This is a genomic window from Cellulophaga sp. 3_MG-2023, assembly GCF_030546975.1.
Lineage (GTDB): Bacteria > Bacteroidota > Bacteroidia > Flavobacteriales > Flavobacteriaceae > Cellulophaga.
The window spans coordinates 239,947-252,655 of the sequence record NZ_JAUOPS010000001.1 but is presented as its reverse complement, the minus strand read 5'-3'; the positions used below and the strand labels follow the sequence as shown (position 1 = coordinate 252,655).

Genomic DNA, 12,709 nt, shown 5'->3' with positions numbered 1-12,709 from the left:
TTAATATATTTTATGCAATTATTTTATAACAGCACTTTAGATAACAGTATTTCTCAATTTGTTTTTTCTCCGGAAGAAAGCAAACATATTGTAAAAGTGTTACGTAAGGTAGAAGGAGATGAATTGTACATTACAAATGGTAAAGGCTATTTATTTACTGCTAAAATAATGGTTGCTGATATTAAAAAATGTAAAGCACAAATTACATCTAAAGAAAAAAAACACAGGCCAATGCATTGGATGCATATAGCTGTTGCACCAACAAAAATGAATGATAGGTTTGAGTGGTTTTTAGAAAAAGCAACTGAAATTGGTGTAGATGAAATTACGCCTATTATTTGTGACCACTCTGAACGTAAAGTTTTAAAGTTAGAACGTATGGAGAAAGTTTTACAATCTGCAATGAAACAGTCTTTACAAACCTATTTACCAAAATTAAATGCTCCTGTTCCTTTTTCTGAATTTGTAAAAAAAGAACATAAAGATTTGCTGTTTATTGCTCACTGTGAAGAAGAAGAAAAGGCAGAACTAAAAAGAAGAGTAGCTGCAGATAAAGATGTTACCGTATTAATTGGTCCTGAAGGAGATTTCTCTGAGTCTGAAATTACACAAGCTTATGAAAATGGTTTTGTTCCTGTATCTTTAGGTAAAAACAGATTACGTACAGAAACAGCCGCTATAGTTGCTTGTACTACTGTTGCAATGATAAACAACGGATAAATTACTTTTTAAATAACCATAATTTTATGAAAAAAATAGCAACTCTATGTTTGTTTCTTTTACTAGCTTTTATGACAAAGTTACAAGCCCAAGAAATTGCTATTCTAAAATATAATGGTGGCGGAGATTGGTACGCTAACCCTACTGCTCTACCCAATTTAATTGCATTTTGTAATAAAGAGATAGCAACCAAAATAAATTCTAAACCACAAACTGTAGAGGTGGGTAATATTGGTGTTTTTCAGTATCCTTTTTTACATATGACAGGGCACGGAAACGTTGTTTTTTCTAATGAAGAAGCAGAAAATTTAAAAACCTACTTACTATCTGGTGGGTTTTTACATATAGATGATAACTACGGTATGGAACCGTATATTAGAAAAGAAATAGCTAAGTTATTTCCTAATAAAAAGCTTGAAGAGTTAGGTGCAAATCACCCTATTTTTAATCAGAAATTTAAATTTAAAGATGGTTTACCTAAAATACACGAACATAACGGAAAAAGACCACAAGCTTTTGGCATAACTCACAATAATAGACTTATATTGCTATTTACTTTAGAGAGCGATTTAGGTGATGGATGGGAAGACCCAGAAGTACATAACGATGGTCCTAAAGTACGAGAAAAAGCACTGCAAATGGGTGCTAATATTATAAAATACGTTTTTAATAACTAAGTATAAATGAAAGCAAAAACAATAGCAGATGGTATTTTACGTGCATTGGGCATTATAGTAGGTATACTATTACTTTGCTTTTTTTTATATAAAATTAGTTCTGTTTTAGTCTATATATCTATTGCTGCCGTAGCTTCTTTAATTGGCAGACCTATTGTTTTATTTTTGCGCGACAAATTAAAGTTTAACAACACCTTAGCCGTTATTATTACAATGTTGTTTTTAATAGGTATTGTTGGTGGTATAATTGCACTTTTTATTCCGCTTATTATTCAGCAAGGACATAATTTAGCGTTATTAGATATTAACCAACTACAAGGTAACATACAAGATTTATATACAGAGATTGTAAATTACTTTGGTGTAAGCACTAGTGAGCTTGAAGAAAATGTAAAGTCATCAAACTTTTTAACAAGTCTAGATTTTGCTTTTATTCCAGATTTTCTAAACTCTCTTATAGGTGTACTTGGCAGTTTAAGTATTGGTCTGTTTTCTGTTTTATTTATTACTTTTTTCTTTTTAAAAGATCGTAAATTATTTAGTGACGGACTATTAATGTTAACGCCTCAAAACAAAGAAGGAAGATTTAAAAAATCTATGGATACCATAAGTAGTCTACTATCTAGATATTTTGTTGGATTGGTTTTTCAGATATTAATATTATTTGTTATTTACACCATTGTTTTACTAGTTGTAGGTATAGAAAATGCCATTGTAATAGCATTTTTATGCGCTTTGTTAAACTTAATACCATATGTAGGACCTATCATTGGTGGTGCTTTAATGGTTACACTTACAATGTCTAGCAACTTAGGCGAAAGCTTTAGCGATGTTATTTTGCCAAAAACAGGCTATGTAATGATTGGTTTTGTTATTGGGCAGTTAGTAGATAATTTCTTTTCGCAACCTTTTATATTTTCAAGTAGTGTAAAATCTCATCCATTAGAAATTTTTCTAGTTATAATTATTGGTGGTTTACTTTTTGGTATCACTGGGATGATTATTGCTGTACCTGGTTACACTGCAATTAAAGTAATTTTAAAAGAATTTTTTGCAGAAAACAAGATTGTAAAATCTATGACAAAAAATTTATAGTTTTAGTTTGAATACCGCTATTTTACATACCAACGTACAAAATTTTATTGCTGAAAATTTAGAAACAGACATTATGTCTATTCTACTTAAAAAAGATACATTTAACGATGTAACCAATAAAGAATTAGCAGTACAAATTGAAGCTAAAAACAAGTGTAAAAGCAAACTGCCAACGTGGTTTACAACGCCAAATATCTATTATCCCAACAAGTTAAACATAGAGCAAACCTCATCAGAAAAAACAGCTACATACAAGGCTTCCCTAGTAAAAGGAAAAACGCTTATAGACCTTACTGGTGGCTTAGGAGTAGATTGCTTTTATTTTGCTAAAAAAATAGCTTTAGTTTACCATTGCGAAATTTCTGAAAACGTATCTAAAATAGCAGCACACAATTTTAAAACTTTAGGTGTAAAAAATATTAATACGTGCAGTGAAAATGGGATAGATCATTTAAAAAACACAGATTTATTTTTTGATTGGATTTACATAGATCCATCTAGAAGAAATGACGCCAAAGGAAAAGTGTTTTTTTTAGAAGATTGTTTACCAAACGTACCAGAACATTTAGATTTAATTTTTAGCAAAGCTGATAATATACTTATAAAAACATCTCCGTTATTAGATTTTTCAGTTGGTATAAAATCATTACAAAATGTAAAAGAAATACACGTTGTGGCACTTAATAATGATGTAAAAGAATTGCTTTGGGTTTTAGAGAAAGACTATACAGGAGACATACATATTAAAACCATAAATCTAACTAAAACTGAAGATTTGGTTTTCTCTTTTAATTATACCAATGAAAAAGAGGCTGTATTTACCTATAGTGAACCTCAACAATACATTTATGAACCTAATTCTGCTATTTTAAAAGCAGGAGCATTTAAGTCTGTAGCAGCACATTATAAATTACACAAATTGCATGAGCATACCCATTTGTACACCTCTAATGACTTAATAGATTTTGCAGGAAGATGTTTTAAAATTGAAACACAAATTGCATTTAATAAAAAAGAAATTCAGCGCTTACAACTAACAAAAGCTAACATTACCACACGTAACTTTCCAGAAAGTGTAGCTAATATTCGCAAAAAATTTAAAATAAAAGAAGGCGGTAATATTTACTTATTTTTTACAACAGACTGCAATAACAAAAAAGTTGTTTTATTGTGTAGTAAAGCTTAATCTAAGTTATTAATCCAATTTACAAGTAAGTTAGTCCAATTAGACAGTTTTTTATTTTTAAGCCCTAACGCAAAACCGTGACCACCAGACTCGTAAATATGCATTTGTACTGGTACACCTTTATTTTTTAAAGCACTATACATAAGCAAACTATTTTCTACAGGAACAGCAGTATCATCTGTAGCATGTACCAAAAATGTTTTAGGAGTTTCTTTTGTTATATTTAATTCTGCCGAAAATTGTTTTTTACTAGCTTCAGAAGCTACTAAATTTTGCAATAAGTTATTTCTACTTCCTTTGTGTACGTATTCTTCTTTAACAAAAGTAATTACAGGGTATGCAAGAGCCATAAAACTTGGCTTTGCAGAAATAGAATCTATTTTATCTTTTGCTTTATATATCTCATCATTAAAGTGTGTTCCAAGTGTAGATGCTAAATGTCCTCCTGCAGAAAAACCTAATATACCTAGTTCATCAGAATTTATATTCCATTTTTTTGCATTGCTACGCACAAGTCTTATTGCTCTTTGAGCGTCTTGCAAAGGAGCGTTAGAGCCTACCTTTAAAGATTTAGAATTTGGCAACCTGTATTTTACAACTATACCTGCTATACCTTTAGCGTTTAAAAATTTAGCAATATTTATACCTTCCCAGTCATAAGCTATAAACCCATAACCTCCTCCTGGAAAAATTACAACAGCCTTTCCGTTTGCAATTTCTTTTTTAGGCAAGTAAACTTCTATTGTAGGTTTTTGAACATTACTAACTTTTATAATTTTATCTGTAACTGCTTTCTCTACCTCCTTAGTTACTTTTTGATTAGGAATTTGATCATTCCATAGTGGTAAAATTATATTTTGAGAATATGTATTTACACAAAAGAACAGAAATACTGTTGCTGTAAAAAGTAACTTTTTCATACGTATAATTATTTATTTACAATCCCATTTAAAGTTAGCCACTTTGGCATTAGACATAGCGGATAAATTGTAATGCCACCACTCTGTACGTATAGACCAAAAACCGTGTTTTTCCATTGTTTCTTTTAACAACTTTCGGTTGGCTAAAATTTCTTCTGGTAAATTGGTATTATCGTGATATGCTTTTTTACCAAAAAAATCAAAATCTGTTCCCATATCTACTTCTATACCGTCTAATGTCTCTAGTGTAATATCTACAGCACCACCTTTATTGTGTATAGACCCTTTTTTAGGGTTTGCAACATATTGCGGGTTTGGTACAATCTTCCACATTTTATATTGCACAGAATTTGGTCTGTAACAATCAAAAAACTTAATACGGTATCCAAGCTTTATAAAATCTGAATTAGCTGCTAAAAGTGCTATAGCTGTTTTTGCACGAGTATAACACTCTGGACAATCATATACTTTTTCTTTTAAAAAATTATTAGTAGTTGCATATCTCAAATCATAAGCAAAATCACCACTAAAATCTGCTATACGCACAAATGTAGTATCTGCAATACCTATAAGGGATTTGTACTTTATTTCTGTTTTAACTGGTGGTACAACAACAGTATCTTTTTTAACTAGCGTAGTGTCTTTAGTTATTGTATTGGTAACAGCTGTTGTTTTACTGTCTTTACAGGCAATAGTAATACAAATTAGTAATATTGGTAATAAGTGTTTTGGTGTCATTTAAAATTGTTCTAATGGTAGCTAAATTTCTTAAAAACAAAAATTGCCTTTAGATTATAACTCTAAAGGCAATTTAACATTCTTAATTTAAAACCAAATGATTTATGTAATTAAATTCATATCATCATCCCATTCTGCCATAATATTACGTTTACTTTGGTCTACAAACTTAGGCATCCAATCTTTTGGATAAGATTTTCCGTGTTTGTCTAATACATCTTGTGGTACACCATCCCAAACATTAGGCGTATTTCCTTTATAACCTAAGTCTTCTAAGCCTTCTTTAGATGTGTAATAACCAGTAACAGTTAAATTACGCATTAGAGAAAAGAAGTTTTGCTCGTACGTAGGCTCTTTCTCATCTGGGAAAGCTATACCGTCTAAAATAACTTTTTGTTGTTCTGGGGTTGCTTTTTTAAACTCTACACTATAATCTTTATTACTAGTATGGTCTAACCACATTAAGCCTCCTTTAAGCTGAGTTTGATAAGCTGGTATATCTTTTGCCATAAACTCTATAAAATCTGGCACACCTGCATCTGTAGCACTACCGTACTTTTCATTAGCAGGTAAAATTAGAGCACATAGTACACCTAATGTTTCCATTTGGTGCTCGTTAAAAAATTGTTCTGCTTGTAACTTTGCTATTTGTTCTTTTTCTTCTGGTGTACGTCCAAAATACTTTTCGTCTATAGCAGCTTCTTCAGGTGCAACAGCATCACTATCTGTACCTGGTTTACAACCGTTTAAAGCTAAACCACCGGCAACACCGCCAAGAATAATAGATTTTATACTTTTTCTTCTATCCATAACTTAGATATTTTGCTTTTTAAACTGTTCTACAATATAATCTGATGTTCTCCAAGCCAATGCTAAAATTGTCCACGTAGGGTTTTTATCTGCTTGTGATACAAAAGGGCCAGCATCTACAATAAAAACATTGTCTACATCATGCATTTGCTCGTATTGGTTTACTACAGATGTTTTTGGGTTATTACCCATACGTGTAGTACCAACCTCGTGTATAATTTCTCCTGGTTTGTTTAACCCATAATCTTGTTCTGCGGTTGGTGTATCTCCTAACACCTTACCACCCATATTATGAATTATTTCTTCAAAAGTTTGCTGCATATGCTTTGCTTGGTTACGCTCATAGTCTGTCCATTTATAATTAAAACGTAATACTGGTATACCAAATTCATCTACAGTTGTTGGGTCTATCTCACAGTAATTACTTTCTTGTGCTATAGATTCTCCTCTTCCACCAAAACCTAGTGTAGCTCCGTAGTACTTTTTAACATCAGAACGTAAACTATTACCATAGCCACCTACTTTTTCTCCAAAGTACTCATTAAAACTATTTGGGTTAAAGCCAAAACCATAATTAGGCATACCCATACCTCCCCAAACCTCTATGTGGTAACCTCTAGGGAAATCTAATTTTTTATTATCTAACCACCATGGCGAATATACGTGCATACCACCTACTCCGTCTTCGTTATACATTTTACGATCCATCATAGCTGGTATAAAACCACCTCTACTGGCACCGGTAGAATCATGGAGATATTTACCTATTAAACCGCTGCTATTACCTAAACCGGCAGGGTGTTGTTCACTTTTAGAATTTAAAAGAATACGAGCAGAACTACAAGCAGAAGCAGCCATTACTACAACCTTACCTTTTAATCTATACTCCTTACGATCTTCTTTATTAATATATAATACACCGGTTGCTTTACCCTCATCATTGGTAGTAACCTCTCTAACCATAGAGTTTACAAACAAATCTATTTGTCCGCCATTATTTTGGGCCGGAAAAATTAAACAACTCCCAGAAGAGAAATCTGCATAGTACTGGCAAGATCTACCACATTGACCACAGTATACACATACGCCACGATCTTTGTTTACTTTTTTAGTTACCATAGACATACGAGCAGGAATTACAGGAACACCCGTTTTTTTGGCTCCATCCATATAATACAACTCGTGTAACCTAGGTTTTGGTGCAGGTAAAAAGAATCCGTCTGGCTCGTTTACCAAACCTTCTTTAGAGCCAAAAACACCAATTAACTTATCTACTTTATCGTAATACGGTTTAACATCGTCATAACCAATTGGCCAGTTATCTCCTAAACCATCTACATCTTTATGTTTAAAATCTCTTTCGCTAAAACGTAAAGAAATACGTCCCCAGTGGTTGGTTCTACCACCTAACATTCTAGATCTAAACCACGCAAATTTAGAACCGTTTTTTTGTGTGTAAGGTTCTCCTTCTATATCCCATCCTCCAAGAGCCATATCAAACTCTCCAAAATCTCTAACGGTATTTGCTCCTCTACGTGGAGACTCATAAGGCCATTTAAATTGTGTTTGTTGTTTAGGGTCTTTAGGATCAAAAAACGGACCTGCTTCTACTACAGCAACTTTAAGTCCGGCTTCAGACAAAACTTTGGTTGCCATACCTCCACCAGCACCAGAACCAACTATGATAACGTCATACATAGTTGAAGATTCTATTATCTGCATATTATTTTTATTTGAGTTAATTTGGTTAATTGCAATAATCAAAGTGGCTAATTAAGCCCTTTAATTTTATTTTTTGTTTGGTAATCTTCAAAAAACTGAAGTCACTAATTTAGAATTTTTAATTCTAATACAATTTAAAAATATGTTAATACGAGTAAATCTTTGTGTATTTATAGACGGATAACAAATTATCATCGACTAGCGTAAAAAAATAAAAAGCATTAGCAACTTACAATTTCTGCAGCATAAATTTAGAGTTATAGTCCCAAACAGTACCTATAATATTAGTCAACTTAAAAAAAAGACAACACATTTTGTAACAAGTTAGGAATAGGAACACTAACCTTTTATAGTTTATTTAACAAAATAATTATAAGGGTTACACTTTGTTTTAACGTCTTTTATTAAATACTCATTAAAAACTAACAAATTTAAAGAATGAAAAAAATTACAACATTACTTAGTTTATTTCTTTGCATTGGGTTAAGTGCCCAACAGCTAGATTTAAACCAACCATTGCCTGTAAACACTAAATTTAAAAAAGGTGTTTTACCTAATGGAATGACCTATTATATATACAGTACAGATGTAACCAAAGACGTTGCCAGTTACTATATTATACAAAATGTAGGATCTGTTTTAGAAAAAGATAATCAACAAGGTTTAGCTCACTTTTTAGAACATATGGCCTTTAATGGCACAAAAAACTTTGCTGGCAAGGGAATTTTAAACACCTTACAAAAACACGGTGCTGTATTTGGAAGAGACATTAATGCTTACACAGGTTTTGATGAGACTGTTTATAATATGGATAACATACCTACTAAAGATGGTTTAATTGATACTTGTTTATTAGTATTACATGATTGGTCTAATTACCTATTACTTACTGATGAAGAAATAGATGCAGAGCGTGGTGTTATTAAAGAAGAATGGAGAACACGCCAAAATGGTAGAATGAGGATTTTACAACAATCATTACCTGTTATGTTTAACAACTCCAAATACTCTAATAGACTACCAATTGGTTTAATGGACGTTGTAGAGAATTTTGAATACAAAGCTTTACGAGATTTTTACCACGATTGGTACCGTACAGACTTGCAAGCTATTGCAATTGTTGGTGATATTAACGTAGATGAAATTGAGCAAAAAATTAAAGATAAGTTTTCTAAAATACCTGCTGTTAAAAACCCTAGAGAACGTTTTTATGTAGAAATTCCAGGCAATAAAGAAATGCTATACAATATAGCTATGGATGAAGAAGTTTCTACAGCTGGTATAAGTTTTAGTATTAATCACCCTAAAAAAATAAAAGAGCAAACTATTGGAGATTTAAAAACATCTCTTTTAAGAGGTATGGCTACATCTATGGTCTCTACAAGACTTAATGAAATACAGCAACAACCAAATGCTACCTTTTTAGCTGCTAGAGTAAAATTTGGAGAAAAAGCTAAATTAAATAACGACTTTTCAATTGATATTACTCCTAAACCAGGACAGCAACAAAATGCTTTTGCTGAAGTAATGAACGAAGTTAATAGAGCTTTAAAATTTGGTTTTACAAAAGGAGAAATAGATCGTATAAAAAAACAATACGTTAACTATTATGAAAATGCAATTAGTAAAGAAGATGATACGTCTCACGGACAATTAATAAATGCTATAAAGGCAAATTATTTATCTAAAGAAACTATTACCCCTATTGCAGAAGAATATAAAATTGTACAAGCAATATTTGCATCTGTTACTAAAGAAGATTTTAATAATACTTTTAAAGCCCTATACACCAAAGAAAACAGAACGCTAAGTGTTACTGGTGTTAAAGGAAAAAACAATCTTACAAAAGAAGAAGGATTGGCTATTATTGCTGCATCAGAAAATAATAATGAGTTAACAGCTTACACTGATAAGTTTAGTGGCAAAACATTAATCTCCGGTGTAGATATTAAAGCGGGTAGTATTGTATCTGAAGAAGAAAATAAAGATACAGGAGCTACAATATTTACATTAAGCAATGGTGCTAAAGTATATTACAAATTTGCAGACAAAAATAAAAATGACGTTAGACTAACTACCACTAGTTATGGTGGTACATCTTTATTGAATACAGAGGATTTACCATCTGCAAATATTATGGGGAACATAGTACAAATGTCTGGTTTAGGAAGTTTTTCTGCTACAGAATTGCCAAAAGTACTTGCAGGTAAAACAGCTAGTACAAGTGTTAACTTATCTAGCTTATCAGAAAGCATTAGTGGTTCTTCTACAACTAAAGATGTAGAGACTATGCTACAAATGGTTTATTTACGTTTTGAAAAACCAAGGTTTGATGAAGATGCGTACAAAGTTTTACAAGGTAACATTACCAACTATTTGGCACGTAAAAGCAAAGACATAAATTCTAAAATGCAAGATAGCGTTACCGTAACTTTATACGGTAATAACAATCCTAAAGTTCGTCTTATGGACAAAGCTTATATGGAAGATGTTACGTTTAATAAAATGAAATCTGTTTACTTAGATAGATTTAAAAATGCTGCTGATTTTACTTTCTTTATCGTTGGCGATATTCAAAAAGATGCTTTAAAGCCGCTATTAACTAAGTATATTGCTAGTATTTCTGCCAGTACAACAAGAGAAAATTACAAAGTAGATCCTAATGTTTGGGTAAACAATAGTATAGACAAAGATATCTTCTTAAAAATGGAAGACAAAAAAGGTTCTATTAGAATTGGGTACAAAAACAAAATGAAATACAGCATAAAAAATGCTATTTTAGCTAGTGCTTTAGGAGATATTTTACAGTTAAGAATTACAGAAACCGTTAGGGAAGCAGAAGGTGGTGCATACTCTCCAAGAGCAGGTGCTAGCTTTAGCAAAAGACCTATATCTGAAGGTTCTATTTCAGTTAGTTTTGATTGTAATCCTGACAAAGTAGACCAACTAATTAAAATTGTACATACTGAAATTAAAAAAGTTGCTGATGGTAAAATTAACCAAGTAGACTTAGACAAAACCTTAACTAACTTTATAAAAGAACGTAAAGAATCTAAAGATTATAATAGGTATGATATGAGCCTATTACAAAATTATGTTTTGGAAGGTTATAACATGAACGATCCTAAGAATTTTGAAAACATTGTAAACTCAATTACAGCTAAGGATGTTCAAAAATTTACTAAAACATTATTAAAAGGTGCAAAAACTTACGAGATTGCGTTTAAACCAAAATCATAATAATACCAAATAACTATTTATGAAAAAATCATTATATATATTAAGTCTTGCTGTAATTAGCTTAGCAGCTTGCAAAACAGAAAAACCTGCCCCAATAGATTATGCTATTGTTAGCGGAAAAATTACCAATGCAAGTAACACAGAATTATTAATTGCAAGCTATAAAGACAGGAGTGCTATAGATACTTTAACAATAGCTGCAGATGGTACTTTTACAGATACTATACAATCGCCTAAAGGTCAGTATGCATTAGTTAACGATAAAAATAGAACTAATCTTTACTTAGAAGAAGGTTTTAATTTAGCTGTTAATGCAGATGCTAATAATTTTAATAAGAGTGTAACTATTACAGGTAATGGTTCTGCAGAAAATAATTTCTTTAAGAGCAAAAGCGAAAAAGAAGCTAGTTTTAGAGGAGGAGACAATCCTTATACTTTAGAAGAAGTAGCTTTTAAAGAGAGAATGACTAATCAAAAAAATGCTATTAACTCATTAATTGATAGTACCAAAGGGCTATCTGAAAGTTTTAAAACGGCACAAAAAAAAGATGCTAATTATAGCTACCTACTAAACTTATCTAATTATGAAAGTTATCACCAGCACTATGCTCAAAAGCCTGACTTTAAAGTTTCTGAAAACTTTTTAACTGAGTTAAATGCTGTTGACTTAACTAACAAAGAAGATTTTAATAACTCTACTTCTTACAAATCTTTAGTAGGTGCACACTATGGTAAAATTGCAGGAGAAAAAGCAGAGAAAGATTCTATGTCTTATGACCTTGCTATGTTAAAAACAATTGCGCCTATAGAGTCAGAGGTTATTAGAAATGGTTTATTAAAAGAATCTGTTTTTGGAATTACAGTTACAGAAAAACTAGATGAGTATTACACTACTTTTATGGCAGCATCTACAGATGAAGATCAGAAAGAAACAATAAAAGAGTATTACACTAAATTAAAAGCTGTAGAAACAGGCAATCCTTCTCCTAAGTTTGTTGGTTATGAAAACCACGCTGGTGGCAAAACATCTTTAGAAGACTTAAAAGGAAAATATGTATATATAGATGTTTGGGCTACTTGGTGCGGACCTTGTTTAGCAGAAATCCCTGCTTTAAAAGAAACAGAAAAAGCATACCACGGTAAAAACATAGAGTTTGTAAGTATTTCTGTAGATAGACCAGATGCATATGAAAAATGGAAACAAATGGTTGTTGACAAAGAATTAGGTGGTATACAACTAATCGCCGATAATAATTTTGATTCTAACTTTATACAAGACTACGTTATACAAGGTATTCCTAAGTTTATTTTATTGGATACAGAAGGTAATATTGTAAATGCAAATGCTCCTAGACCATCTGACCCTAAGTTAAAAGAAGTTTTAAATAGCCTGTTGTAATACAGTAAACTATACACTTTAAAATATAAAAATCATCTTGGTAAATTATCAAGATGATTTTTTTTATTGAATATTTTTATTTTTTTGTCACCCAAACCACTTGTAATCTACTCTTATATTAACAAAGCGTAAACTTAACTTTAAAATATTAACCAAATTTAACAACATTAAAGTAAGGGTTCTTTGTTATTTTTACGTCTTA

10 protein-coding genes are annotated in these 12,709 nt (G+C 31.4%); 6 read left to right on the top strand and 4 right to left on the bottom strand.

Features of this window, described 5'->3' with window-relative positions; genetic code table 11:
* Nucleotides 1-12 precede the first annotated feature (12 nt).
* From Q4487_RS00950 to Q4487_RS00935, 4 genes are read left to right on the top strand one after another with little or no spacing between them, the layout of a single operon-like run.
* Entirely contained in the window at nt 13-720 is a 708-nt protein-coding gene (locus Q4487_RS00950; protein ID WP_100896270.1) for a 16S rRNA (uracil(1498)-N(3))-methyltransferase, read from the top strand.
* A 26-nt stretch (nt 721-746) separates the two neighbouring features.
* A complete protein-coding gene (locus tag Q4487_RS00945; protein WP_303542441.1) occupies nt 747-1,397 on the top strand; it encodes a DUF4159 domain-containing protein in 651 nt (216 codons plus the stop codon).
* 6 nt (nt 1,398-1,403) lie between these two features.
* The gene (locus Q4487_RS00940; RefSeq protein ID WP_303542439.1) at nt 1,404-2,492 is read left to right on the top strand and encodes an AI-2E family transporter; all 1,089 of its coding nucleotides are present in this window, start codon (nt 1,404-1,406) and stop codon (nt 2,490-2,492) included.
* A 7-nt stretch (nt 2,493-2,499) separates the two neighbouring features.
* Nucleotides 2,500-3,678, top strand: coding sequence for a class I SAM-dependent methyltransferase (locus Q4487_RS00935; RefSeq protein WP_303542437.1), 1,179 nt, complete (start codon nt 2,500-2,502; stop codon nt 3,676-3,678).
* Here the strand turns inward: Q4487_RS00935 and Q4487_RS00930 are convergent.
* The 4 genes from Q4487_RS00930 to Q4487_RS00915 form a co-directional block, all read right to left on the bottom strand.
* Entirely contained in the window at nt 3,675-4,598 is a 924-nt protein-coding gene (locus Q4487_RS00930; RefSeq protein ID WP_303542434.1) for an alpha/beta hydrolase, read from the bottom strand. The two genes, Q4487_RS00935 and Q4487_RS00930, sit on opposite strands and share 4 nt — an antisense overlap.
* A 12-nt stretch (nt 4,599-4,610) precedes the next feature.
* Nucleotides 4,611-5,336 (bottom strand): M15 family metallopeptidase, encoded by a 726-nt coding sequence (locus tag Q4487_RS00925; RefSeq protein WP_303542432.1) that lies wholly within the window; start codon nt 5,334-5,336, stop codon nt 4,611-4,613.
* 102 nt (nt 5,337-5,438) lie between these two features.
* Nucleotides 5,439-6,146 (bottom strand): gluconate 2-dehydrogenase subunit 3 family protein, encoded by a 708-nt coding sequence (locus tag Q4487_RS00920; RefSeq protein ID WP_100896277.1) that lies wholly within the window; start codon nt 6,144-6,146, stop codon nt 5,439-5,441.
* 3 nt (nt 6,147-6,149) lie between these two features.
* Nucleotides 6,150-7,868: a GMC family oxidoreductase gene (locus Q4487_RS00915; protein WP_100896875.1), complete on the bottom strand. Its 1,719-nt coding sequence runs from the start codon at nt 7,866-7,868 to the stop codon at nt 6,150-6,152.
* 438 nt (nt 7,869-8,306) lie between these two features.
* Here Q4487_RS00915 and Q4487_RS00910 point away from each other — a divergent pair, with 438 nt between their 5' ends.
* The gene (locus Q4487_RS00910; protein WP_303542429.1) at nt 8,307-11,108 is read left to right on the top strand and encodes a pitrilysin family protein; all 2,802 of its coding nucleotides are present in this window, start codon (nt 8,307-8,309) and stop codon (nt 11,106-11,108) included.
* Nucleotides 11,109-11,127: 19 nt separating this feature from the next.
* Nucleotides 11,128-12,507 carry a TlpA disulfide reductase family protein gene (locus Q4487_RS00905; protein WP_303542427.1) on the top strand — a complete coding sequence of 460 codons (1,380 nt, stop codon included), beginning with the start codon at nt 11,128-11,130 and terminating at the stop codon, nt 12,505-12,507.
* Nucleotides 12,508-12,709: the final 202 nt, after the last annotated feature.

Coding starts and splice junctions, on each gene's coding strand:
- Q4487_RS00950 (WP_100896270.1), top strand. CDS start 13: ATGCAATTATTTTATAACAGCACTTTAGATAACAGTATTTCTCAATTT.
- Q4487_RS00945 (WP_303542441.1), top strand. CDS start 747: ATGAAAAAAATAGCAACTCTATGTTTGTTTCTTTTACTAGCTTTTATG.
- Q4487_RS00940 (WP_303542439.1), top strand. CDS start 1,404: ATGAAAGCAAAAACAATAGCAGATGGTATTTTACGTGCATTGGGCATT.
- Q4487_RS00930 (WP_303542434.1), bottom strand. CDS start 4,598: ATGAAAAAGTTACTTTTTACAGCAACAGTATTTCTGTTCTTTTGTGTA.
- Q4487_RS00925 (WP_303542432.1), bottom strand. CDS start 5,336: ATGACACCAAAACACTTATTACCAATATTACTAATTTGTATTACTATT.
- Q4487_RS00920 (WP_100896277.1), bottom strand. CDS start 6,146: ATGGATAGAAGAAAAAGTATAAAATCTATTATTCTTGGCGGTGTTGCC.
- Q4487_RS00915 (WP_100896875.1), bottom strand. CDS start 7,868: ATGCAGATAATAGAATCTTCAACTATGTATGACGTTATCATAGTTGGT.
- Q4487_RS00910 (WP_303542429.1), top strand. CDS start 8,307: ATGAAAAAAATTACAACATTACTTAGTTTATTTCTTTGCATTGGGTTA.
- Q4487_RS00905 (WP_303542427.1), top strand. CDS start 11,128: ATGAAAAAATCATTATATATATTAAGTCTTGCTGTAATTAGCTTAGCA.